The sequence below is a fragment of the Pseudarthrobacter sp. YAF2 genome (assembly GCF_052113345.1).
Lineage (GTDB): Bacteria > Actinomycetota > Actinomycetes > Actinomycetales > Micrococcaceae > Arthrobacter.
Window position 1 is genome coordinate 50,457 of the sequence record NZ_JBFRDA010000017.1, and the last position, 23,984, is coordinate 74,440.

Here is a 23,984-nt window from a genome sequence, read left to right on the forward strand (position 1 = left end):
CACCGGCGCCCCGCATCCCCCTACAATGTACTCAACTGGGAGGGAAGGGGGCACTGTGACGGCTGTGCCGAGTAACGCGCGCCTGCCCCGCACTGCCATCGTCGCCGATTCCGACGCCGGCCGCCTGGCCCTCAACGCCCACGCCCTGCGGGGCGCTGGCTACACCGTCCTTGAAGCCGCCGACGCCGGTGCGCTCGCCCGGCTGCTGGACGAATTCGAACCCTCCGTCATCATCGCGGACGCGCCCCTGTCAGCGGTCCGGACCACGGCCCCGGTCCTGGTGATGGTGGACCTGGACGACCCCGCGGACATCGCGGCAGCGGATCCCTCCGGCGTCCACGACTGCATCACCAAGCCGCCCGCACCCCAGGAACTGGTCCACCGCACGTCGGTCCTTATCGAGCAGGTATCCCGCCGCCGCGCCTCACGGCAGGAGGCCGAGGCCCTCCGCGAGCAGCTCCGCGAAGTCTCCGCGGCAGTACGTGCCACCAACAATCCACAGGAGATTGCCAACCACGTCGTAGCCGGATTCGGCCGGACCTTCAAGGCCGACTACGTTGTCCTGGCCACCTTCGAGGACCACCGGGTACCGGTGATCACGGCCACCTGGCACCGGCGCGGCCTGGTGGAACTGCACCCCGATGAACTGCCCGGCGAGGATGAAGCCCGCGCCACGGCGGATGCGCTCTGGGCGGGCACGGAAACTATGTCTGCCGACGGAAGCGAGGCTGACGCGCATGCCCACGCGCCTGCCATCGCCGGGGCCGCCTCCACCTTGGCGGTCCCCATTGGTGAAGGGAATTCGTCCCTGGGCATCATCTGGATTGCCATGATGGAGCGGCCCAGGACCTGGTCCAGCGCCGAACTGGGGCTGATCCAGCACGTGGCGGGGAACGCCGCCTACGGGCTCATCCAAAGCCACTTGATCAACAGCCAGCAGCAGGTGGTCAAACAACTGCGCGAACTCGACAAGGCAAAGACGGACTTCCTGGCCACGGTAAACCACGAGCTGAGGACGCCGCTGACTTCGATCATGGCGTACCTGGACATGATCCAGGAAAGCACCGAGCACCCGGTATCCAAGGAAGTCCACCAAATGCTGGACATCGTGGTCCGCAACACAGAACGGCTGCGCACGCTCATCGAGGATATGCTCAGCGTCTCGCGCGGCGGCCTGGATGACACCATGATGCACCTGGCACCGGTGCGCCTGGGGCAGACCCTCGACCTGGTGGCCGCGGCGCTGCGGCCGCTGGCCACGCTGCAGAACGTCACCATCGACGTCGACCCTGTTCCCGAGGATCCGGAGATCCTCGCCGACGAGGTGCAGCTGCAGCAGGTCTTCACCAACCTCGTGTCCAACGCCATCAAGTTCACCCCCAGCGGCGGACGGATCGAGGTGGGCAGCGAGTCCCACGCCGGTGCCGACGGATCAAAGTGGGCCACAGTCCGGATCGCCGATACCGGCATCGGCATTTCCAGCGACGAGATCAACCATGTGTTCACCCGCTTCTACCGGGCTTCCAACGCCATGAACGGGGCCATCCCGGGAACGGGCCTGGGCCTGGCCATCTCCAAGGACATTGTGGACCGCCATGGCGGCAGAATTGATGTGGCCTCCACCCTGGGAGCCGGCACCACAGTGACTGTCAGCCTCCCCGTTGGCACTGACCACGCCCAGGTCAACTAAGCGGGAAGGAGGACTGGCAATGTTTGCCGATGACGACCCCCGGCTTTCCCAGCTGCTCGAAGGCATTGTCCGGCTCGCTTCCGGCGACCTCAGCTCCCGGATTGAAGTCTCCCCCGCCCGCGACGAACTCGATGCCATCATTATGGGCACCAACCTGCTGGCCGAGGACCTGCAGATCATCTACCAGGAACTCGAACAGCGGGTCCGGGTCCGGACCCAGCTCCTGCACGAGGCCCACCTGGAGATGCAGAAGATGGCCATGCAGGACCCCCTGACGGGCCTGGCCAACCGGTCCGCGCTCATTGAAGCCCTCCGGACGGCACAGGAGGGCGCCGGCGGAAAGGACCCGGAGGAGGAGTGCCCGGCGATTTTGCTGATGGACCTGGACGCGTTCAAATCCATCAATGACAGCCTCGGGCACACTGCCGGCGACCAGGTCCTGGTGACCGTGGGCGAACGGCTCCGTGGCGCGGTGCGCGTTTCCGACGTCGTTGCCCGCCTGGGCGGCGACGAGTTCGCGATAGTGATGCCGTCGGCGTCGCCGGACCAGGCCGCCATCGTGGCGCACCGCATCCTGGCATCGCTCAGCGAACCCATCGAACTCCCCGGCCACAGCGTGCGGTGCGGTGCCAGCATCGGGCTCAGCGTCGGCAGCGAAGACCAAAGCCCCGAGGACATGCTGATGGAGGCAGACGTCGCCATGTACGCTTCCAAGGCTGAGGGCCAGAACAAGCTGCACCGCTTCGAACCCGCGCTGCTGCTGATGCGGCGGCTTCGCAGCCAGCTGGTGGACGACCTCAGGGCTGCCATTCAGGAAGACGCCCTGACCCTCTACTACCAGCCGGTGGTGGAGCTGGACACCGGACGGGTCGAGGGCATGGAGGCGCTGGTCCGCTGGAACCATCCCACCCGCGGTTTCATCATGCCGGACGAGTTCATCCCGCTGGCGGAGGAGGCGGGACTGATCTCCGAGCTGGGCCTCTGGGTGCTCCGGACCGCCGTATGGCAGCTGCGGAAATGGATCGACGCCTCACTGGTGGACAGCATTTTCTCCGTGCGGATCAACATCTCCGCCACCGACCTCCAAAGCCTGCAGTTCATCGAGGACGTGCGCAATGTCCTGAAGGAGACCGGCGTCCGGCCCGAGCAAGTGGTCCTTGAACTGACGGAAGTGGCCATCGTCAAAGGCAACGAGCTGGACCGGTACTCGCTGGGCGGCCTGCGCGGCCTGGGTGTGGGCATTGAAATTGACGACTTTGGCACCGGCTACTCGTCCATCAGCTACCTCCGCCGGCTGCCGGTGGACAGGGTCAAGGTTGACCGGTCGCTGATCACCGGCCTGGAGACCGATCCCAGCCAGCCCGCCCTGGTGGCAGCGGTCCTGCAACTGGTGCGGGCCTGCGGGCTGGAAGCTGTTTGGGAGGGCGTGGAAACGGCGGAGCAGGCGGAAATCCTGCGCGGCCTGGGCTGCCGAAGCGCCCAGGGCTACTACTTCGGCCGGCCCGTCCCGCCGGACCAGGTCCCTGCTTTATTGAAAGAGCGGGCGGAAAGCGCTAACCAGTAGTGCGCAAAGTACTGCGCTTTCGTGGCCGCCGTTATACGATCAGCGTGCGGTGTCCGGTTTTTCGTCGCCGCGGAATTCAGGTCTCACAGCAGCACCGGACTCTAAAGGCGTTTTTGAAATTGAACATTTATGGGCCAAAGGGTCATTACTTCGTCAACTGGGGGCGTAGCTAATGTCGGTTCGTGTACAGGCATGGGGAATTATCGCCGCAGTACTGGCGGATGCGGATCCAGCGGGAGCCGCCGTGCGGCAGCGGCTGAGCGACAGCCTCGATGAGAATCCCGGCGTGCCCGAACGGGCCCTGCTGGAGTATCTCCTGGAGGCCCGGAGCAGCGACGCCAATGCAGCCGAAACGATTGAATCGGTCAGGGAGATGCGCTTGGCGCCGCCCGCACTGCCGCCGAAGCTGGCCGAGCAGCTGGACGCCATCCGCAGCGCGTCCCGGATCAGCGCCCTGCTGGAAAACCACATGCTGATGACCGCGTTCCAGCCGATTTACGGGCTGGAAGGCAAAACCGTGGTGGGCGCCGAGGCGCTCTCGCGCTTCGTCAGCGACGACGGCGCCACCGCGGAACTGTGGTTCGCCGAGGCGGAGGCAGTGGGCCTCGGCGCAAACCTTGAGTTCTCCGCCCTTGGCTCGGCCGCGGCGGCTGCCCGTAACCTGCCCGACTCCCTCTACGTGTCACTCAACATCTCCCCGACGTCCTGCATGGACCCCCGGCTGCCGGAGTTGTTCGAGCACATCGAGCTGCCCATGGACCGGGTGGTGCTCGAACTGACGGAAGACATTCCGGAAGAGGAGTACCTCCAGTTCATTTCGGCACTCAATCCGCTGCGGGAGAAGGGCCTCCGGATCGCCGTGGACGACACCCACACCGGAGCCGGGGCACTGAGCCGGATGATCCACCTTCGGCCTGACTTCCTCAAGGTGGGCCGCAACGTGATCGGCGACGTCGACAAGGACGGCGTCCAGCGCGCCCTGGCTGCCTGCCTGGTGGACTTCACGGACCAGATCGGCATCACCCTGGTGGCCGAGGGCATTGAGACGGTGGGTGAACTCAAGGTCCTCACGGAACTGGGCATCAGCGCCGGACAGGGTTACCTGCTGGGCCGGCCCTCCGTGCGGCCCAAGGACTGGGCCAACTGGAACACACGCCTGGACGTGGACGGCCTGGAGCGCCACCTGGCCAGTCCCGGCGAGTAGCCCGCGCGCAGCCTAGCGGCCCTGCGCCGGCGGCCACTGGCCGCGCGCAATCAGCACGTCACGCAGCAGGTCCGCCCGATCCGTGACGATGCCGTCCACCCCCAACTGGAGGAGGCGGTGCATCTCAGCGGCCTCGTTGATGGTCCAGACATGCACCACCAGGCCAAGGTCGTGGGCGCGCCGGATGAAGCCCGCAGTAACAACCGGGACCCGTCCGTAGCGCACCGGAACCTGCAATGCCTGGATGTCGCGGAGTGCCCGGCGCATGATCCGGCGGAAGACCCGCCGCGGAAGGACCGGTCCCAGGAGGGTGAAGAGGGCATTCGAGGCCACGCCGGCCGAAGAGGCAACGGGCCGGCTGAGCAGCTTCAGCACAGCCCGTCGTCGTCGGTCTGAGAAACTGGTGACCAGCACCCGGTGGTGCACCTGGTGCCGTTCGATCGCAGCGGCGGTGCTGTGGACCGAACTCCAGTCCTTGATGTCCAGGTTCAGCCTGGCCTCAGGAAGCCGCGTGACCAATTCATCGAACGTTGGGATGGGTTCACGGCCGTTGATCCGGGCATTTGCCACCTCCGCCGCCGAAAGATCCTGGACCCGGCCCCTGCCGTCGGTCACCCGGTCCAGGGTTTCATCGTGGAAAAGCAGCAGCACGCCGTCTGCCGTGGTGTGCACGTCCGTTTCGAGGTACCGGAAGCCGAGTTCGACGCCGGCGCGGAACGCGGCCATGGAATTTTCCAGTCCGTCCACTGAGAAACCCCGGTGGGCCATGGCGATGGGAAGCTGCCGCCCGGCGTCGTCAGGGTGCTCGAAAAAGGGCAGGGTCACATTGCGAGCGTACCCGAGGGCCGCAGCGTTAGTCCTGGCAGTCGGTTTCGCCGCAGGGAAGGATGTCCACGCCGTCGCCGCAGTGCAGCAGGATGCGTCCGCGGCCGCCCTCCAGGTGGACCCAGACCGCAGTGTGGTCCGCGGTAATGGTGTCCACTACCCCGCTCGCCTGAAAGCCGGGTGAAAGCAGGACGCGGACCCTGTCGCCCTGGCGCAACTGCTTCCAATGCGGATCAGGCGTTGCCTTGCGCAGCGGCGCGTCTGCTGCGCGCTGTTTGACGCTTCGTGCCATCGGAACCCCCTGTGAGCCGGCCGGGGAGGGACCTGCCCTCCACCGCTGACGCTACCGGGGAAAGGTAAACGCCAGGTGAGCGCCAGCTGGAAGTACGGGGCCGGAATCAGGAAAACTGTACCCCCCGGGCAGCGAGCCGGGCTTCCAGGACCTGGGCCACGCCGTCGTCGTCAAAATGCGGGGCCTGCCGGCCCGCCGCCTTGATGGCTTCGGGGTGGCCGCTGGCCATCGCGTAGCCGTGGCCTGCCCAGCGGAGCATTTCGATGTCGTTGGGCATGTCGCCGAAGGCCACGACGTCGGCGGCTTCGATGCCCAGCGCTGCGGCGTACTCGGCCAGGGTGACGGCCTTGTTGACGCCCGGGAGGGACAGTTCCAGCATGGCGACGCCGGGCGAGGAGTGGGTGGCGGCGGCCAGGTGTCCGACGGCGGGCGCCACCTCCGCGAGGAAGTCGTCCGGCGTGCCTTCCCGGACAATGGCGAGGAACTTGACCACGGCGTCGTCCCCGGTGAGCGTTTCGTGGAGTGGCGCAGGAGTGAATTCGGCCAGGAGTTCGCTGGATTCGTTTTCGATGAAGCCGGGTTCGAGGTGGAACCCGGTGAGTGTTTCCGCCGCGAACAGCGCCGCGGGACGGAGTTCCTTGATGATGCGGCGGATTTCCAGGACGGTATCGATGGCCAGGGCGCGGGCGGACACCAGGCGGTCCGCTTCGAGATCCCAGACGACGGCGCCGTTGGAACAGATCACCCGTCCGGTGTGGCCAAGCTGCTCCTCAAGCGGGTGCAGCCAGCGCGGCGGGCGTCCGGTGACAAAGACCAGTTCGACGCCGGCGTCCCGGCAGGCGTGGAAGGCGCGGATGGTGCGCGGGCTGATTTTTCCGTCGTGCCCAAGGATCGTTCCGTCAATATCGCTTGCAACCAACCGCATCCTGCAAGTCTACGTGGGCGGTGGGTCCCCGTTGTCGGCCTCCGGCGCTACACTGAACTATCGAACATATTTTCGAATAAAGGTGTGTTGTGGGCGTTATTGTCGGTCCCCGCGTGATAGATGCGGGCGCCTCCCTGTTGTCGGTGCTGATCTCGCCGGTGGCCGTGGCGGCCGGGTTTCCGTCTCCCGCGCAGGACTACTTCGATGGCCGGATCGATCTGAACGCCCACCTGATCAAGGACATCACCAGCACTTTCGTGGTCCGGGTGACCGGGGACTCGATGGAGGGCGCGGGCATCAGCGACGGCGACGAACTCATTGTGAACCGGGCCCTGCAACCGCGGGACGGGTCGGTGGTGATCGCCGTCCTGGACGGCGAACTGACCGTCAAGCGCCTGCGCATCACAGCCAAGGGCGTGGTGTTGCAGGCGGAAAACCCGCGCTACGCGGACATCCGGGTGCCTGCCCTGTCCGAGCTGACCATCTGGGGCGTTGCCACCCGGTGCCTGCACCATGTGTGAGGAGCGCCGTGGCTAAGCCGGCCCCCATGCGGCGGATGCCGCAGATCGCCCACGTGGACGTTAACTGCTTCTACGCGTCAGCGGAGCGCGCATTCGATCCTTCCCTGGAGGGCCGGCCGCTGGTGGTGCTGTCCAACAATGACGGCTGCGCGGTGACCCGGTCCCCCGAGGCGAAAGCTCTCGGCATCTCCACCGGAGAACCATGGTTCAAGCTCGCGCCGCGGGCCAAGGAGTGGGGCCTGGTGGCAAGGTCCAGCAACTATGAGCTGTATGGGGACATCAGCGCGCGCGTGATGGAGCTTCTCGGCAGGTACTCGGCCTGGCTGGAGGTCTACAGCATTGACGAGGCGTTCCTGGGCGTCAAAGGCGGACCGGACCAACTGCTGGGCCTGGGCCGCAGGATCAAGGAGGCCGTGCTGCGCCATGTCGGGGTGCCGGTGTGCGTAGGGATAGCCCCCACCAAAACCCTGGCCAAGCTTTGCAACAAGTGGGCGAAGAACAACGCAGCATTCGCCGGAGTATGCCTCTGGGAATCAGTACCTGCGCCGGTCCGGGAGGGCCTGATGGGCCGCTTGCCCGTGGACGAGATCTGGGGCGTGGCCGGCCGCCTGGCCAAGCGCCTGAACGCCATGGGGATTTTCACCGTGCTGGACCTGGCGCAGGCGGACCCGGTGGCGATCAGGGACAGGTTCTCAGTGGTGCTGATGCGAACGGTCCTCGAACTGCGCGGGACCCCCTGCATTCCGATGGAGGAGGAGCGCGTTGGCCGCGACCAGCTGATCTTTTCCCGCTCGTTTGCTACGCCAGTGACCACTTCCGCCGGCTTGCGGGAGGTGCTGGGCATATACGGCCAGCAGGCGAGCGCACGGCTGGCCAAACACGGACTCCAGGCGAAAGTGCTCACGGCGTTCGCTGCCACCTCGCCCTTCCGGAGCCAGGAACAGGCATATCCTTCGGTGTGCGTCCGGCTTCCCATGCCCACGGCGGATCCGCTCCTGCTGACCAGGGCCGCGCACGCGCTGCTGCCGAAGATCCTGGACGGGCTCAAGTACGCCAAGGCGGGCCTGATGCTGACCGATCTGCGGCCCACCGGCAACCAGCCGCCGCTGGAGCCCTTCGAGAACCGGCATGAGAAACGCGGCATCGGGCCGCTGCTCGAGGATGTCAGCCGCCGCTTTGGTCGGGGCTCCATCGGATTGGGGTATGCAGGCGTCAAGTCCGGCCTCGACTGGACCATGAAGCGCGACATGCGCTCACCCCGGTACACCACGCACTGGGACGAACTGCCGCTGGTGAAGGCTGCCTGATGCCTGGGGCCCCGCCGGCGGAACCACAGCCGGCGGGGCCCTTGTTCCAATCAGGCGCGGGACCTGCCCTGGACAAAGTGGAAGATAAGCACCACCACGGCAACAACCAAGAGGATGTGGATGAACCCGCCGCCGATATTGGCGAGCAGTCCGAGAAGCCAGAGAACGGCAATGATAATAGCGATCCAAAGCAACATGAATTACTCCTTGTTATTGGTTGGAACTGCTGAAAGTGCAGTACGGCGCCATCGCCGGGCCTACTGCCAGGAATACACCTCTACCTCTCACTCCAGGCCCCCATGCCACTTCCGTTCTTCAACTCGGCCCCTAAAACATCTTGGTGGCCTGCTGAAGACCCACACCCAAATTGCGTGGTGGATATCAGAATATTTCAGGAAGTCGCTGCTGGAAATGGCACGGCAATAGAAAAGAGAATTTTATCCTCTTTGAACCGGCCGGCCAGGGCCGGATAATCACGCCCTGCGATGCTCCCGGAAGCATCTAATCCGGAATGCCTTAATCCAAAGGCTGTTAAGCAGGCGCGGAGGGCTTCGCCGTCTCCGAAATCCCGGTCGAAATCGGTGGCTGCCGCGCCTGTCAGGACGCCGGTCAGGTCAAGCCGGAAGAGTTTCCGGCTTGACCTCGCAGGTCGCTGTTGCGGAGCCCGCGCGCACTCCTGATTAAGACGCCTCGGGACATTTCTTGACGCCCCGCGACGCCGGGTTGCGCCTTCGCGTCGCCGGGTGAACCAGTGCGACACCGACGATTGTGGCCCCGCCGGGCGCTCCGTAACCTCATCTCAGCATCCGCCCCAGCAAAGGAATCCCCATGACCGACCCGCAGGACAAGAGTCCGCAAAACCCGCAGAACTCCACGCGCATCGTAGCTGGCCAGTCAGCCGCGCCTAAGCGTCCCCTAGGCCTCAAGATCGGTATCGCCGCCGCACTCCTGGCCCTCGTTGGCGGTGGCGCCGCCGTTGCCGCCGCCGTCAACAGTGGCACCCCGGCCGCAACCCAGGAGAGCGCCCCGTCCGGCAATCCGGCCGCCGAGCTGAAGCTGGGCTACTTCGGAAACGTCACGCACGCCCCGGCCCTGGTGGGCGTCAGCAAAGGCTTTATCGCCGACGAACTGGGCAGCACCAAGCTCAGCACCCAGGTTTTCAATGCCGGTCCGGCCGCCATCGAAGCCCTGAACGCGGGCGCCATCGATGCTACGTACATCGGCCCCAACCCGGCCATCAACTCGTTCGTCAAGAGCCAGGGCCAGTCGGTGAGCATCATCGCCGGAGCTGCCGCCGGTGGGGCGCAGCTTGTGGTCAAGCCGGAGATCAACTCCGCCGCAGACCTCAAGGGCAAGACCCTCGCGTCGCCCCAGCTGGGCGGCACCCAGGACGTCGCCCTCCGCGCCTGGCTCTCGTCGCAGGGCTATAAAACCAACGTGGATGGCAGTGGCGACGTCGCCATCAACCCCACCGAGAACGCCCAGACGCTCAAGCTGTTCCAGGACGGAAAGCTCGACGGCGCGTGGCTGCCTGAGCCCTGGGCCTCCCGCCTGGTGCTGGACGCGGGCGCGAAGGTGCTGGTGGATGAAAAGGATCTGTGGGACGGCTCGCTCTCCGGCAAGCCGGGCGAGTTCCCCACCACCATCCTGATCGTCAACCAGAAATACGCGGCCGATCACCCGGACACCGTCAAGGCACTGTTGAAGGGCCACGTGAAGTCGGTTGAATGGCTGAACAATGCCTCCGCCGGTGACAAGGCTGCAGTGATCAATGCCGCACTGAAGGAAGCAGCGGGTGCTGAGCTGAAGGCAGACGTCATTGACCGGTCCCTGAAGAACATCGTCTTCACCGTGGACCCACTGGCCGGAACCTACCAGAAGCTCCTGGCCGACGGCGTGACTGCCGGCACCACCAAGCAGGCCGATATCAACGGCATCTTTGACCTGCGGGTGCTCAACAGCGTTTCGGGTGAGAAGACTTCCGCGGCTGGGCTCGGCAAGGAATAGTACCGCCGCACGCCCGCTCACGTATTACCCTCTGTCGGTCAACGCCCGCTCACTCTCTTCAGGACAGTGAGCGGGCGTTGTCGTTCTGGAAGCAATAAGTGAGCGGGCGTTTCAGTGGGCTGGAGTATCGGCGTGGCAGATATCTGATATCGAAAACCTGGCCTTCCCCGAATATATGAAGTGCCTCACAGTGGTTACAGGACCTGCACCAAACCGCAGCCACTAACCAAGAAGGACTTCAACGTGGAAACTCCCCTCTCCCATCTTGCCCACCTCGAGATCACCAGCCCGGACGTCGAAGCCTCGGCACGGTTTTACGAGGAAAAGTTCGGCATGCGTATCATCGACCGCGTGGACGGCAACGTCTACCTCCGCTGCTGGGGCGACTACTACCGCTACAGCCTGGTCGTCACCGAAGGCCCGGAGGCATCCCTGGGCCGGATGGCCTGGCGCACCAACTCCCAGGCAGCCCTGGAAGCCGCAGCGCAGCGCGTCGAAGCGACCGGTGTACAGGGCACCTGGACCGCCGGCGGCCACGGATACGGCAAGGCCTATGAATTCACCGGCCCGTACGGCCACCACATGCGCCTGTTCTACGACGTGGACAAGTTCGTGGCCGAGCCCGGCTTCGAATCCACCTACCCGGACCGCCCGGAGCGCCGCAGCAGCCATGCCGCCGCCCCCCGCTTCCTGGACCACGTCACCGTTGCGTCCTCCGATGTCCGCGGCTTCGCCAAGTGGTACAACGAGGCCCTGGGCTTCCGCGTCATGGCGTTCGTTGACCTGGACGAAGCACCCATCACCGTGTTCTCCGTGCTGACCACCAACGAGAAGTCCCACGACCTCGGCGTTGTCCTGGACACCTCCAGCCGGGCCGGCCGCGTCAACCACATCGCCTTCTGGGTAGATGCCACCGAGGACCTGCTCCGCACTGCCGACGTCATGATGGAAAACGGCACCCCAATGGAATACGGTCCCTCCATCCACGGTGTAGGCGAGCAGAACTTCCTCTACTTCCGCGACCCCTCCGGCCTGCGCGTGGAGCTCAACTCCGGCGGCTACCGCAACTACGTCCCGGACTGGGAAGCCAACACCTGGAAGCCCTCGCTCGGCTCCAACAACTTCTACAAGAACGGCGCCATGCCGCACTCCATGACCGAATCCTTCCCCCCGGCCGAAGGCTTCACCGCCACCGAGGAAGGTGCTTCGCCCGAGATGAAGGAAGCCCTCCTGAACCCGTACGCCAAGCAGGGCCGAGGCTGAAACACCATGGCTGAAACCTATGCACTCATCCGGTTCCAGGAAGCCGGCGACGCCAAGGCACGCGCCGGCCTGCTGGTTGAAGACCGGGTCCTGCCGCTGGACGGGGACATCAACTCCTTGATCGAGCACTGGGACACCACCGAACCCCAGCTGGACAGCCTGGCCGCCTCGGCGGGCGGGAACACCGGACTGGCGCTGGTCGACGTCGAAATCCTCGCTCCGGTGGAGCCCGCGCAGGTCCTGCAGACCGGCGCGAACTACCGCAAGCACGTCATCGACCTCGCCGCAGCCCACCGCGAACCCGGCGAGGACGAGGAGGAAGTGCGCACCAAGACCGCCGCCATGATGGACAAGCGCGCAGGCCAGGGCACGCCGTACTTCTTCATCGGGCTGCCGACGGCGATCGCGTCCGCCACGGACGAGCTCACCCTTCCGTCCTACTCCACGTCCCACGACTGGGAGCTGGAACTGGCGGCGGTGATCGGAAAGACGGCGTTCCGGGTTACCCCCGAGGAAGCCCTGGAATACGTCTTCGGCTACACCATGGTCAACGACATCACCACCCGCGAGTACGTTTTCCGCAAAGACATGCCAGCCATCGGCTCGGACTGGTACCGTGCCAAAAACGCCCCGGGCTTCCTGCCCACCGGGCCGCTGCTGGTGCCCGCCAAGTTCTTCGGCGACCCGCAGGATGTCCAGGTCACCCTGAAGCTCAACGGCAAGGCCATGCAGGACGAGTCCACGAAGGACATGATCTTCGGTGTGGCCAAGCTGGTCAGCGAAGCCTCCCAGATCATGCCGCTGCGCCCCGGCGACCTGGTGCTCACCGGCAGCCCCGCCGGCAACGGCCAGCACTGGGGCCGGCTGCTCCAGGACGGGGACGTCATGGAAGGCACCATCACCGGGCTGGGCACCCAGCTCATCCACTGCAAGGACGAAACCACAAGTGAAGGTGTCCAGTGACCACCCAGGACACTGCATTGACCACCGGAACCGGGGAATCAGCTGATTCCCCGGTCATCCGGCGTGAAGACCCGCTCGGCAGCATCCGGGGCATGGCGCAGGCCCACAACAACTGGGGCCGCTGGGGCCAGGACGACGTCCTGGGCACCCTGAACTTCATCGACGCGGCCAAGCGCGTCCAAGCCGCAGCCCTGGTGAAGACCGGTGAGGCATTCTCGCTGTCCCAGCCGTTCGACACCAACGGCCCGCAAAAAGGCTGGCGCCGCCGGACCAACCCGGTCCACACCATGACGGACACCGGGGTTGACGCTGAGCGCGGCAACCAGGGCTTCCCGCACGGCTTCGGCGGAGCGGACGACGTGATCGCCATGCCCCTGCAGTGCTCAACCCAGTGGGACGGCCTGGGCCACATCTTCGACCAGGGGAAGGCCTGGAACGGCCGCGCCGCCGGGGACGTGGTCACCTCGGAGGGCGACCTGGTGACCGGCATCGAAACTGCCGCCGCCAAGATCGTCACCCGGGGCGTGCTGCTCGACGTCGGCCGGGCGCTGGGCCCCGAGCTGGGACGGAACGACGGCGAACTGCCGGACGGATTCGCCATCACCCCGGAACACCTCCGGCGTACCATCGACCTCCAAGGCCCCAGCTCAACAGTGGGCCGGGGCGACATCGTGATAATCCGCACCGGCCAGTACACGAGGGTCCGCCGCGACGGCTGGGGCGACTACGCCGGCGGGTCGGCCCCGGGGCTGTCCTTTACGACGGCGCCCTGGCTGCACCGCAGCGAAATCGCCGGAATCGCCACCGACACCTGGGGTTTCGAGGTCCGTCCGAACGAGTTCGACGCCGCCTTCCAGCCCCTGCACCAGATCGCGATCCCCAACCTCGGCCTGTTCCTGGGCGAGATGTGGGACCCGGACGGGCTGGCCGAAGCGTGCGCGGCGGATGGCAGGTACGACTTCCTGCTCACCGCAGCCCCGCTCCCGATCACCGGTGCCGTTGGCTCACCCGTCAACCCGATCGCCGTCCGGTAGCTTCAGGTAAAACAGCACCAACCACCAGCAGTGTCGCCGTCAATACAAAGGAGTCAGCGATGGCAGCAGTACAGAACGTCGGAATCGTTGGGGCGGGAGCCGCGGGCCTGGCAGCAGCCATCCTTCTGGCCGACGCCGGAATCCGGGTCGAAATCCTCGAAAAGGCGGACGCCCCGCAGACCCTCGGGTCCGGCATCACCCTGCAGGGCAACGCCCTGCGGGTGCTCCGCCAACTCGGCGTCTGGGACCAGGTGGAGGCAAAGGGCTACGGCTTCAGCACCCTGGGCCTGCGCGCCCCCGATCCCGCCGGCACCGTCATCGCGGTCCTCGAGGATATCCGTACCGGCGGCGAGGACCTTCCCGCCACCATGGGCATGTACCGCCCGGACCTCACCGCCATTCTCCGCGAACGCGCCGAGCAGGCTGGCGCGCGGGTCAGCTACGGCAGGACCGTCACCGGAATAACGGACGACGGCGGGTCCGTCACCGTGAGCACCGCCGACGGCGGCTCCACCACCTATGACCTCCTGATCGGCGCCGACGGCCTGCACTCGGCCGTACGCAAGGCCATCGGCATCGACGTCGAACCCCGGCCCACCGGCATGGGCATCTGGCGTGCCTTCGTGGAACGGCCCGAAGAGGTGGTCCGCACCGACCTGACCTACGGCGGCCCCTGCTTCATCGCCGGCTACTGCCCCACCGGCCCGGACACCATCTACGCCTACCTGGTGGAGAAGGCCCAGGAGCGCAAGCACGAGGACGGGCCCCGCATCATGGCCGAACTCGCCGCTGCCTACGGAGGCCCGTGGAAGGAAATCCGCGCCAACCTGGACCACAGCGCGCGCATCAACTACACGTGGTTCACCACCCACCTGGTGGACGGCCCGTGGAACCGAGGCCGCACCGTGATCATCGGCGACGCCGCCCACAGCTGCCCGCCCACGGTGGCGCAGGGTGCAGCCATGGCGCTGGAAGATGCGGCTGTGCTGGCCGAGCTGCTGATCCAGGCTGACGACCTCACCGAAACCCTGTGGAAGGAATTCACCGACCGCCGGCTGGACCGGGCCAAGGCAGTTGTCAACGCTTCCGTCCAGCTGGGCCAGTGGATGCTCGACGGCGTCCGCGACGCCAACGTGCCCGGCCTGATGAACTCACTGTCCACCATGCTGAAGGAACCCGCATGATCACCGACTCTGTTCAAGCCCCCACCGTGGATGTCCACGCCCACATCCTGCTTCCGGCCCTGCAACAGCTCGTGGCCGAGGCAGATCCGGAGGGCTTCGGCGCCCAGCAGGCCCTTGAAGTGCGGCGCAACGGGCCGGAGTCCATGGCCGCGTCGGGCAGGATGATCAAGGAGCGCTGGCCGCAGCTGACGGACCTGGACCGCAGGCTCGCGGACATGGACGCGCAGGGCGTGGACGTGCAGCTGGTTTCGCCGTCGCCGTCGCACTTCTACTACTTTGCCGGCGGGGAACTGGGTTTGAGACTGGCCAAGGCCGCCAACCAGGCGGTGCGGGAGTTCGTGGACCGCGCACCGGACCGGCTCCACGGCCTCGGCCTGGTCCCGCTCCAGCACCCTGCCCTGATGGTGGACGCCCTGGAGCATGCGGTGCTCGAATGCGGGCTGCTGGGTGTGGAGATCGGGTCGTTCGCCGCCACCCCAAACGACCCGGAGCGCAGCACCGTGGAACTGTCCGATCCCCGGCTGGAGCCGTTCTGGGGCCGAGCGGAGGAACTGGGCGCCCTGGTGTTCCTGCACCCCTTCGGCTGCTCGCTGGATGAGCGGCTGGACCGCTTCTACCTGGCCAACACCGTGTCCCAGCCAGCCGAAAATGCGGTTGCACTGTCCCACCTGGTCTTCAGCGGCGTCCTGGACCGCCACCCCGGACTGAAGGTCCTGGCCGCCCACGGCGGCGGTTACCTTCCCACCACCCTGGGCCGCTCCGACCACGCCTGGAAGGTCCGGCCCGAGGCACACGGCTGCGCCCAGCCGCCGTCGTCCTACCTGAAGAAGCTGTACTTCGACTCGCTGGTCCACAGCACGGCTGAACTGCGGGCACTCGTGGCCGCCGCGGGGCCCGAGCAGGTGCTGCTCGGCTCTGACTATCCGTTCGACATGGGCTCGGACCTCCCGGTGGACGAGGTCGAGGCTGCCGCGCTCCCGGCCGATGACGAGGCCCGGGTTTTGGGCGGCAACGCACGCGCGCTGGGCATCACCGCTGCGGCCGCCCTGGCCGCCCGACGCAACACTTAAGGAACACGCACATGGTCAAGATTGCCCGTTGGAATCACGACGGCGGGACGCAGTCCGGCTTTGTTGAAGGCGGAAACTGCTACGCCCTGCCGGCAGGCCAGGACGTCCAGACTCTCCTGGACGCCGGACTCGAGGAAACGCTGGCACTTGCCCGTCGCGTCATTGGTTCCGCTGCTGCCGCTCCGCTGGCGGATGTGCAGCTGCTCGCCCCGCTGGAACCGGCCACCATCCGGGACTTCGTGGCGTTCGAGGAGCACGTGGAAGGCGTACGGAAGAGCATCGACGGCGTGGCAGGCGTGGTCCCCGAATGGTACGAGGCACCCACGTTCTACTTCACCAACCCGCACACGGTGACGGGCACAGGTGAGGCGATCGGGATTCCCGCGGGCTGCACGGACCTGGACTTTGAAACGGAGGTGGCAGCCGTCGTCGGACGCGTCCCCGGGAGCGACGGCCGCAACCTGACCGCGAAAGAGGCCCACCGGCACATTTTCGGATACACGGTGCTCAACGACTGGTCCGCCCGGGATCTGCAGCGCCGGGAGATGAAGGTCAGCCTGGGTCCGTGCAAGGGCAAGGACTTCGCCAACACGCTGGGGCCCTGGATTGTCACCGCGGACGAATTCGAGGATCGGCACGATGCCGAAGGCTTCCTGCCGATCTCCATGTCCGTCCAGGTCAACGGCGAAACCATCGGCCGGGACCTGCTCTCCAACATGGGCTGGCCGTTCGCCGAGCTGGTGGCGTACGCCTCGCAGGACTCCGTGGTGCGTCCCGGCGACGTACTGGGCTCCGGCACGTGCGGCAGCGGCTGCCTTGCCGAACTCTGGGGCCGCAACGGGTCCCAGACTCCCCCGCCGCTGAAAACCGGCGACGTGGTCCGGATGACCGTGGAAGGCGTCGGCACCATCGAGAACACGGTAGGCGCCAGGCGTGAGGCCACCACCCGCGTTCCCGCCCGGACCCGGCCCCGCAACCGGGTTGCCTCCGCCGCGGCTTCGGGGATTTAGGGTGCCCTCCCTGCGGCTCGACGGCCGCACGGTGGTGGTCACCGGTGCGGCACAAGGCCAGGGTGCTGCCGAGGCCCGGATGCTCACCGAGGCCGGTGCGCGGGTGATCGCCACGGACCTGGCCGCCAGCATCCCTGCGGAGCTGGAGAGCGTGATTCCATCGCCGGACGGGGTCCTGGTGTACCGGCAGCTTGATGTTTCCGATGCCACTGGATGGGCCGAGCTGGCGGCGTGGATCAGGTCCCAAGGGTGGCAGGTGGACGGGCTGGTCAACAATGCCGGCATCACCCGGCGCAGCAGGCTGCTGGATACCTCCGTGGCCGATCTCCAAAAGGTGTATGAGGTGAACGTCGCCGGCAGCCTGCTGGGAATCCAGTCACTCGCGCCCTTGATGGGCAGCGGAGCTTCCATTGTTAATGTCGGCTCTGTTGCCGGCCTGACGGCGCACTACCCCGTGGCGTACACCGCCAGCAAATGGGCACTCCGCGGCCTTTCACAGGTGGCGGCCATGGAGCTTGGCCCGCGCGGCATCAGGGTGAACACCGTCCACCCCGGCTTCATCGAAACCCCCATGACACAAGGTGCCAAACCGGAATTCCGGCAGGCCACCGTGGCCGAGACGCCGCTTGGCCGCACTGGCAGCGTCGGGGAGGTGGCCGGCGTCGTACTCTTCCTCCTCAGCCCGCTTTCCTCGTTCGTGACCGGCGCGGAAATCCCGGTGGATGGCGGCCAGGCGAGCCACGGCGGGGCCAAGTCCGTATCCGACGCCCTGCGCTGACCTTCCCGGAGGGACGGGTCAGCCGGGCAAGACCGCCGACCAGCCGCCGTCGACCATCAGGTTGGCCCCCGTCACGTAAGACGCTTCATCGGAAGCGAGGAACAGTGCGCAGGCGGCCACCTCCTCCGGCGCGCCGATCCTGCCCAGGGGAATGCTGCCGGCGATGGTCCGCATCGGGTGGTTGGGAGCAAGGAGGTTGCCCTCGGTGGCGGCGGTGCGGATCATGCCGGGGCTGACCGCGTTGACGCGCAGCCCGTGCGGCGCCCCTTCGGCCGCCAGCTGCTTGGTCATGGCCACTACGGCGCCCTTGGTGGCGGTGTGCGCCAGCCGGCCGTTGGTCATCGAGCCTGTCACGCCCGCGGTGGAACCCACCAGGACGATGGCCGCGTTTCGCACCGCAATCAGCTGCGGCCAGAAGTACTTCACCGGCAGGAAAACCACGTCCATCTCGTGCTCAACGTTCCACTTCCAGTCCGCATAGGTGAGCTGCTCCATGGGGGCGAACCGTGTGATGGCCGCGTTGGCGTACAGGATGTGGACCTGCCCGTGGGCTTCGGCAACGTCGCCCGCCCAGGCCGCCACGGCGGCCTCATCTGTCAGATCCACCCGGCTGCTGCCCATCCGGCCCCCGGCCGCGGTGACTGCCGCGACTGTGGCTGCCGCGCCGTCGTCGTCCATATCGCAGCCCACCACGAAGGCCCCTTCGGCAGCGAAGGCGAGCGCTGCTGCCCTGCCTTGGCCGCTGGCCGTTCCGGTGATGACGGCGGTCTTGCCGGGCAGGCGCTGGCTGGAAACGGGCACGGGGGTTCCTTTCCGAAAGCGTGTTTCCCCGACTTTCGCAGGAATGGACCGGAACGGCAACGGTGTCCTGGGTCTACGTGGTATCCGCCGCGTGGATGGTCAGGGGGACGGACTCAGGCCTCTTCCCCGGCGCTGCTGCCGGCGGCCGAAGCTGCCGCGTCTGCGGCGAGGGCTTGGCGCCGACGGTGAATTTGAACGGCGATGGCTGTGGGGATTACGGCTAAAGCGGTGATCCGCATCCAGGGCCGGTCCAGGACGCGGCCGGTGAGCGCATCCAGGGAGTATGGTCCGGAGCCGCCAATAGTGAAGGCCGCGGCTGCCAGGCCCAGCACCGCCGGATACTCAAGACCGCCCTCTTGGGCGAAGAAGCCGTTCGGGGCATGGACGCTGGCTGCTACGCCCATGGTGGTTGCGGCAGCGGCGCCGGCGGCAGGGGTGGCGATCCCCAGGGCCAAGGCCAGGCCGGCTCCTGCTTCACCTACGCCCGCAAGGACGGCACTGGGTTTTCCGGGGCGGAAGCCCATGGCATGCATGCCCTTACTGGTGCCGTCGACGCCTCCCCCACCGAACCAGCCGAAGAGTTTCTGGGATCCGTGGGCGACGAGGACACCTCCCAGCGCGACCCGGAATAGGGTCTGTGCGGCGGCCGCCGCCTCAGGGCTGGTGGTTACATTGCTCATAACAGTCCTCCTTGGGTTGTTTGAGTCGCTGCACGGCTCGCGGTCCAGCATGAGTTTACGGCTGCTGGCCTTCGCGGTCACGGGAGGAATTATCATGCAGGACGCCCGTCACGGGAGAGGAACCAGCCTGGCCCTAGGGGGTATCCGCCGCATGGATAGCCACCGGATGGGCGTTGACGGGGAAGAGCTCGTGGAGCCGGGCGCAGGAGCGCTGGACCACGGACCGCAGCCACACGTTGGCCGGGTCCTCCGCCTGGGACGGGTGCCAGTACATGGCCTCCACCAGTGACGCTTCGGTTCCGCCGGAGAACTCCAGCACCACGATATCCGCGCCGCGCTGGGCGCGTCCGGCCAGCATCCGGGGGACGAGTGCCACAAGGTCGGTGCCTTCGACCAGGAGCGGCAGGGACAGGAAGCCGGACACCACGGCCGCTACCCGGCGCTGGATACCCCGGGACTCGAACAGTTTGTCCGCCGGAGTGCTGATGCCCTCGCCGAAATAGCCAACGGCGTGCGGCACCGCGGTCAGGTCTTCGAGGGTCAGGCGGGGCTGCAGGAGCAGCGGGTTGCCGGCGTCGGCCACGGCCACGAAGCTGTCACGGAAGAGCTGCTTGCTGGCTCCCTGCATCTGGTATCCCGTGGGCCCCACCAGCAGGTCGATCTTGGAGTAGTCGGCCATCTGGCCCTGGATCCCGGAGCCCGCGGTGGGGACGAAGTCCACGGAAACACCTGGTGCTTCTTTCCGCAGGATCCCGCGCAGCGGCCCCACGATGAGGGCGGCGGCGTAGTCCGAGGCCGCGATGATGAACTCCCGCTCGCTGGTGGCTGCGTCGAACCCGGACCGTACGCGCGTGGCCCGCTGGATATGAAGCATGGCTTCGTCAACCAGCGGGACCAACGACTGGGCAAAGGGCGTGAGGTCATAGGTGCGCCCGTTACGGACCAGGAGCTCGTCGTCGAAATGGCGCCGGAGCCTGGCCATCGCGGCGCTGGTGGCCGGCTGGCTGAGCTGGAGCCGCTCCGCTGCCCGGGAGATGTTGCGCAGTTCCAAGAGGACCTGAAGGTGGGGCAGCAGGTTCAGGTCCAGGTTCTTCATACTCACAGGTTATCCGTGCCCGGAGTTCCGCCCTTCCAAGGGCTGGCTAATGACTGACCGGCACCATCCGCGGTCCCCGGACCAGGACTGCGAAGAGGGCCACCGCGCACGCGATTCCCAAAGCGCCCAAGGTAAACCCGAGGCTTCCCAGCGCCGCTGCAGCGGCGCCGAGGACGATGGGAGTCAGGAACTGGCCGATGAACAATGTTCCGGTCCAGATGCCGGTGCCGTGGCCATGCTGCTGGTATTCGAGTCCGTTCACGGCCCAGGTCAGGAGGGTGGGCAGCAGGACACCGGTTCCTGCCCTGGCAATGACGGCACCGGGGTGCGGACAGCCTCGGTGCGCTGGTTCCTTGCCGGCTCCCGCAGCTTAAAGATCATGGGGACAACGATCACCGCGCTGTGAGCGGTACCAGGATGGCCACGCCGGGGGTGCCCGCAAACACCTGGCTCAACGTCGGCAGGTGGGCGCCAGCGCCGAACTCCTCGTCCAGGAGGAAGCGGATGGCTTCGCCGACTTTCGAGTCTGCGAAGCCTGAACTATGGACGCGCAGGAGGCCTTGGCCTCTTCAACCGGCCCGTCCCACCCGTCGTCCTTATGAAGGGGATCGTTTCACTGAACGCGGGCGACGACGTTGTGCAGGTCCAGTGGGCGCCCTGGCCGCCTACGTTGGTGGCCGCAGCCACCGCCGGGAATGGGGGGCGTGCGCTGGACCAGCTCCGCCGACGTCCAGGAGGTGCGTTCCCTTGAGGGTGTGCGTGCCGGTGGAGAGTTTTGCCGGGACGGCCAGGACAAGCCTGTCCTAGGAGGGGACTCTTCACGGAGGCAGCCGGCGTCGTGGCGGCCCGTTAGCTGTCAGGTCCCAGGTTGATGGTGACAATGGTCCCGGAGTCGGGGGCGCCCCCGAGCTCAAGTCGCCCGCCGGCCGCGGCGGCTATCCGCGCGCAGGTTGCCAGGCCGAGGCCGGATCCGGGCGGGTCCCCCTGGCGGTCAAGGCGTACCAGCGGATCAAGTACGCGTTCGCGGTCGGCGGCGGCGATGCCCTTGCCGTTGTCGACCACGCGCAGGACCGCACCGTCTTCCCCCCGGTGGCCGGTGATGTGGATGACCGGCGGGACGCCTGGCCGCCGGTAAGTGAGGGCGTTATGGATCACGTTCTGCAGCAGTACCCGGGTCTGGACGGGGTCCGCGGTGAATGTCAGATCCCCCCAGTTGACGGACGCTCGGGACTCGTCCACGGCGGCGGCCAGGTCCACCATGACTTCCTGAACCAGGTCTGCAAGGGAAACCTTGGCTGGCCGCAGGTCTCCGCCGATGGTGGCGAACGCCAGGACGTCCTCGACCATCGACAACATCCGCCGCCCGGTCCTGCCGACAATGCCCAGGTACTCCGGCAGCCGGGCGTCATCGCCTGCTTCGGCGTCCATCTCGCCCAGTTCCACAAATCCGAGGATCGAGGTCAGCGGGTTGCGGAGGTCGTGGCTGATCCGGCCGGCAAACTCCGCCAGGAGGGTGTTGCTGCGCTCAGCTTCGGCCAGCGCATCAGCCAGGCGGCGCGCACGATGTTCCAATTGCAGGACGTCTACGATTTGGGCAGCGAGCGTCTCAAGGCCGCGGAGTTGTTCGCCGCTGAGGCGGCCTGCTTCCCCGGCGCCGGCACATAAGGTCCCGAGGACAAATCCGTCATTCGTTACCAACGGGATGGAGGCATAGAACCTGACGCTGCTCCGACGGCCATCAACGTAGGGATTGTCGCGGTACCGGGGATCGAGGGAAGCATCCTCGAGGACGGTGGGTTCCCCGCTAAGGAACCCGACCGCGCACATCGAGTCTTCCCTGGTGCACAGATACGGCTCCATCCCGGCCGTGGCTGCCTGGTACTGGAGGTCTTCGGTAATGATGTTGATGGCTGTCACCGGCTGGCCACAGACCGTGCGGGCCAGTTCGACAAGGTTTTGCAACCGTTCCGACGCAGCCGGGACCTCGACGTGTCCCTCCGGACCAGGAATTGGCAGTCCCGTTCCGGCGAGGACTGCGTCACGAACCATCTCATTCACGGTCATGGCCTGTGCACCTTGTCATCAGGGCACGGAAAACACCGGCCAGCCGCACGTGCGGTGGCCAAGCCTTCCGTGCAGGGATCGTCCACCGCTCCAGCATCCCACACAGGCGCCGCCGGGCGGGGAGAACGCAGAAGGGCCGGCTCAAATCAATGAGTCGGCCCGCCCTGCCCCCACGCGCCGCGGCGCCTTGGGCGTGGTCTGTCAATCAGCCCGGGACGTTCCGGGGATCATTGCCGTAGCTGAACTTCTCGCCGATCCGGCCATCCTGGTTCTTGATGACGTGCTCCACCTTGGCCACCTTCGCGGCGTCCTGGCCGGCGGCCACCGCCTCTTCCTTGGTGCCATAGCCGGCCCCGAAAGCACGATCAACGCCTTCGCGCTTGTTCTTCCAGTGGCCGTCTTCGTAGTACGTCTCGATGTCACCCTGAGCCATTGCACACTCCTCTGCCGTTCGGTTCCAAGACACCTGCTGCGCAAGCGCGGATAGCGGAAAGCCCCGCAGCACAAGAGGCGGTGCCTTCCTGGCAACTTCTCCGCCTGATGGGGGACAGGCGGAGAAGCTGACACCAAACTAATAGAAAGCATGCTTAGTTTTCAAGCTGGCACGCCTGCATGTTCGTTGCCGTCGCCGTCAATGTCGCAGGACTTGGGGAGGACGTGCAGGATCCGGAGCATGATGTCCGCTCACTCCCGCGGACTGCCGTGGCCGTACTACAACCACGAGGGCAGTGTACGGGTCAGTCCCCATCCGGTCCGTGCAGTTCGGCGCGCGTTGGCGGGTTGGCGCCGGGCCGGGCCACCGTGACGGCCGCTGCCCGCGCGGCGTGCTCCAGCAGCTCGCCGAGGCCTTCCGCCGGGAGGTCCCTCAGGTCCTGACGGTTTTGGGCACCATCCAGGCCGCGGTCAACCAAGCCGGACAACAGCGCCGCCATGAACGAGTCCCCGGCCCCGACGGTGTCCGCCACCTCCACCTTGGGCGCGGGCGCTGACGCTTCGCCGGCCCGGCAGACGCCCCAGGGCCCGTCCGCGCCGCGCGTCACCACCACCAGGGCGGGGCCCTCCTCACCGCCAAGCGCCAGCCACTTGCGCGCCGAGTCCAGCGCATCCTGTCCCGGGTAGAGCCAGGCCAGGTCCTCGTCGGAAGCCTTCACGACGTCCGAGAGTGCCACGAACTTCTCCGCCTGCCGGCGGGCGTAGTCAACATCGGTGATGATGCTGGGGCGGCAGTTCGGGTCGAAGCTGATGGTGGCGGAGGGGTGGGCATGCTCGACGGCGGCCAGCACCTCGGCGGCACCCGGCGCCAGCATGGTGGCGATGGAGCCGGTGTGCAGCAGTGTGGTGCCCTGCAGCATGAAGCCGAGCCGGTCCGCGAGGCCGGGCAGCTCCCAGGTGAGGTCGAACGTGTAGGTGGCGGCGCCGTCGTCGTCGATCAACGCGGTGGCCACGCTGGTAGGCAACTCATCCGGGGGCAGCGGCAGCATCACTGAACTGGAGCGCAGGTGCGCGGCCACCGAGTCACCGTAAGCGTCCCGGCCATAACGGCCGATAAACTGGACCGGGTGGTCCAGGCGTGCCAGACCGACCGCGACGTTGAGCGGGCTGCCGCCCACGTGTGCCTCGATTCCCGAGGCACGCTGGACAACGTCGACAAGGCCTTCGCCAATAACTGTGAGCATGGTCATACTCTGCCAGAAAGCGGGCGGGGT

24 protein-coding genes are annotated in these 23,984 nt (G+C 66.6%); 13 read left to right on the forward strand and 11 right to left on the reverse strand.

Features of this window, described 5'->3' with window-relative positions; genetic code table 11:
- The first annotated feature begins 25 nt into the window (after nucleotides 1-25).
- The 3 genes from AB4Y79_RS17280 (at nucleotide 26) to AB4Y79_RS17290 (ending at nucleotide 4,458) form a co-directional block, all read left to right on the forward strand.
- Nucleotides 26-1,690, forward strand: a complete 1,665-nt coding sequence (locus AB4Y79_RS17280; RefSeq protein WP_441864332.1) for an ATP-binding protein — start codon at nucleotides 26-28, stop codon at nucleotides 1,688-1,690.
- Nucleotides 1,691-1,709: 19 nt separating this feature from the next.
- Nucleotides 1,710-3,254 (forward strand): putative bifunctional diguanylate cyclase/phosphodiesterase, encoded by a 1,545-nt coding sequence (locus AB4Y79_RS17285; protein WP_441864335.1) that lies wholly within the window; start codon nucleotides 1,710-1,712, stop codon nucleotides 3,252-3,254.
- Between the two features lie 172 nt (nucleotides 3,255-3,426).
- Nucleotides 3,427-4,458 (forward strand): EAL domain-containing protein, encoded by a 1,032-nt coding sequence (locus AB4Y79_RS17290; RefSeq protein WP_441864338.1) that lies wholly within the window; start codon nucleotides 3,427-3,429, stop codon nucleotides 4,456-4,458.
- Between the two features lie 12 nt (nucleotides 4,459-4,470).
- On the opposite strand, the gene AB4Y79_RS17295 is transcribed toward AB4Y79_RS17290, so the two are convergent.
- The 3 genes from AB4Y79_RS17295 to AB4Y79_RS17305 form a co-directional block, all read right to left on the reverse strand.
- On the reverse strand, nucleotides 4,471-5,283 hold the full coding sequence (locus AB4Y79_RS17295) for a glycerophosphodiester phosphodiesterase (RefSeq protein ID WP_441864341.1): 813 nt from the start codon (nucleotides 5,281-5,283) through the stop codon (nucleotides 4,471-4,473).
- Between the two features lie 28 nt (nucleotides 5,284-5,311).
- Nucleotides 5,312-5,575: a hypothetical protein gene (locus tag AB4Y79_RS17300; protein WP_441864344.1), complete on the reverse strand. Its 264-nt coding sequence runs from the start codon at nucleotides 5,573-5,575 to the stop codon at nucleotides 5,312-5,314.
- Between the two features lie 106 nt (nucleotides 5,576-5,681).
- Entirely contained in the window at nucleotides 5,682-6,500 is an 819-nt protein-coding gene (locus tag AB4Y79_RS17305) for an HAD family hydrolase (protein WP_441864347.1), read from the reverse strand.
- An 89-nt stretch (nucleotides 6,501-6,589) separates the two neighbouring features.
- Between AB4Y79_RS17305 and AB4Y79_RS17310 the strand changes: the two genes are divergently transcribed.
- Nucleotides 6,590-7,021 (forward strand): LexA family protein, encoded by a 432-nt coding sequence (locus tag AB4Y79_RS17310; RefSeq protein ID WP_441864350.1) that lies wholly within the window; start codon nucleotides 6,590-6,592, stop codon nucleotides 7,019-7,021.
- 26 nt (nucleotides 7,022-7,047) lie between these two features.
- Nucleotides 7,048-8,328 carry a Y-family DNA polymerase gene (locus tag AB4Y79_RS17315; protein ID WP_441864451.1) on the forward strand — a complete coding sequence of 427 codons (1,281 nt, stop codon included), beginning with the start codon at nucleotides 7,048-7,050 and terminating at the stop codon, nucleotides 8,326-8,328.
- 50 nt (nucleotides 8,329-8,378) lie between these two features.
- On the opposite strand, the gene AB4Y79_RS17320 is transcribed toward AB4Y79_RS17315, so the two are convergent.
- A complete protein-coding gene (locus tag AB4Y79_RS17320) occupies nucleotides 8,379-8,525 on the reverse strand; it encodes a lmo0937 family membrane protein (protein WP_441864353.1) in 147 nt (48 codons plus the stop codon).
- 631 nt (nucleotides 8,526-9,156) lie between these two features.
- On the opposite strand from AB4Y79_RS17320, the gene AB4Y79_RS17325 reads away from it, so the two are divergent.
- From AB4Y79_RS17325 to AB4Y79_RS17360, 8 genes are all read left to right on the forward strand, one after another.
- Nucleotides 9,157-10,335 (forward strand): ABC transporter substrate-binding protein, encoded by a 1,179-nt coding sequence (locus AB4Y79_RS17325; protein WP_441864355.1) that lies wholly within the window; start codon nucleotides 9,157-9,159, stop codon nucleotides 10,333-10,335.
- Between the two features lie 243 nt (nucleotides 10,336-10,578).
- A complete protein-coding gene (locus tag AB4Y79_RS17330) occupies nucleotides 10,579-11,598 on the forward strand; it encodes a VOC family protein (RefSeq protein ID WP_441864358.1) in 1,020 nt (339 codons plus the stop codon).
- 6 nt (nucleotides 11,599-11,604) lie between these two features.
- Nucleotides 11,605-12,561, forward strand: coding sequence for a fumarylacetoacetate hydrolase family protein (locus AB4Y79_RS17335; protein ID WP_441864361.1), 957 nt, complete (start codon nucleotides 11,605-11,607; stop codon nucleotides 12,559-12,561).
- Nucleotides 12,558-13,595 carry a cyclase family protein gene (locus tag AB4Y79_RS17340; RefSeq protein ID WP_441864364.1) on the forward strand — a complete coding sequence of 346 codons (1,038 nt, stop codon included), beginning with the start codon at nucleotides 12,558-12,560 and terminating at the stop codon, nucleotides 13,593-13,595. The genes AB4Y79_RS17335 and AB4Y79_RS17340 overlap by 4 nt, the downstream gene beginning before the upstream one ends.
- Nucleotides 13,596-13,654: 59 nt before the next feature.
- The gene (locus tag AB4Y79_RS17345) at nucleotides 13,655-14,779 is read left to right on the forward strand and encodes an FAD-dependent monooxygenase (protein WP_441864367.1); all 1,125 of its coding nucleotides are present in this window, start codon (nucleotides 13,655-13,657) and stop codon (nucleotides 14,777-14,779) included.
- Entirely contained in the window at nucleotides 14,776-15,849 is a 1,074-nt protein-coding gene (locus tag AB4Y79_RS17350; protein WP_441864370.1) for an amidohydrolase family protein, read from the forward strand. Before AB4Y79_RS17345 ends, AB4Y79_RS17350 begins: the two co-directional genes overlap by 4 nt.
- Nucleotides 15,850-15,860: 11 nt before the next feature.
- Complete coding sequence (locus AB4Y79_RS17355) at nucleotides 15,861-16,859, forward strand: fumarylacetoacetate hydrolase family protein (RefSeq protein ID WP_441864372.1); 999 nt, start codon at nucleotides 15,861-15,863, stop codon at nucleotides 16,857-16,859.
- Between the two features lies 1 nt (nucleotide 16,860).
- Nucleotides 16,861-17,637 carry an SDR family NAD(P)-dependent oxidoreductase gene (locus tag AB4Y79_RS17360; protein WP_441864375.1) on the forward strand — a complete coding sequence of 259 codons (777 nt, stop codon included), beginning with the start codon at nucleotides 16,861-16,863 and terminating at the stop codon, nucleotides 17,635-17,637.
- 18 nt (nucleotides 17,638-17,655) lie between these two features.
- On the opposite strand, the gene AB4Y79_RS17365 is transcribed toward AB4Y79_RS17360, so the two are convergent.
- The 7 genes from AB4Y79_RS17365 to AB4Y79_RS17395 form a co-directional block, all read right to left on the reverse strand.
- Entirely contained in the window at nucleotides 17,656-18,438 is a 783-nt protein-coding gene (locus tag AB4Y79_RS17365) for an SDR family NAD(P)-dependent oxidoreductase (protein WP_441864378.1), read from the reverse strand.
- Nucleotides 18,439-18,551: 113 nt separating this feature from the next.
- Nucleotides 18,552-19,118: a DoxX family protein gene (locus AB4Y79_RS17370; protein WP_441864381.1), complete on the reverse strand. Its 567-nt coding sequence runs from the start codon at nucleotides 19,116-19,118 to the stop codon at nucleotides 18,552-18,554.
- 133 nt (nucleotides 19,119-19,251) lie between these two features.
- A complete protein-coding gene (locus AB4Y79_RS17375) occupies nucleotides 19,252-20,214 on the reverse strand; it encodes a LysR family transcriptional regulator (protein ID WP_441864383.1) in 963 nt (320 codons plus the stop codon).
- A 46-nt stretch (nucleotides 20,215-20,260) separates the two neighbouring features.
- Entirely contained in the window at nucleotides 20,261-20,476 is a 216-nt protein-coding gene (locus AB4Y79_RS17380; protein ID WP_441864385.1) for a hypothetical protein, read from the reverse strand.
- Nucleotides 20,477-21,063: 587 nt separating this feature from the next.
- Nucleotides 21,064-22,278, reverse strand: coding sequence for a sensor histidine kinase (locus AB4Y79_RS17385; protein ID WP_441864387.1), 1,215 nt, complete (start codon nucleotides 22,276-22,278; stop codon nucleotides 21,064-21,066).
- Between the two features lie 205 nt (nucleotides 22,279-22,483).
- Nucleotides 22,484-22,711: a DUF2188 domain-containing protein gene (locus AB4Y79_RS17390; RefSeq protein ID WP_441864390.1), complete on the reverse strand. Its 228-nt coding sequence runs from the start codon at nucleotides 22,709-22,711 to the stop codon at nucleotides 22,484-22,486.
- 304 nt (nucleotides 22,712-23,015) lie between these two features.
- The gene (locus tag AB4Y79_RS17395; RefSeq protein ID WP_441864393.1) at nucleotides 23,016-23,954 is read right to left on the reverse strand and encodes a carbohydrate kinase family protein; all 939 of its coding nucleotides are present in this window, start codon (nucleotides 23,952-23,954) and stop codon (nucleotides 23,016-23,018) included.
- Between the last annotated feature and the right edge of the window lie 30 nt (nucleotides 23,955-23,984).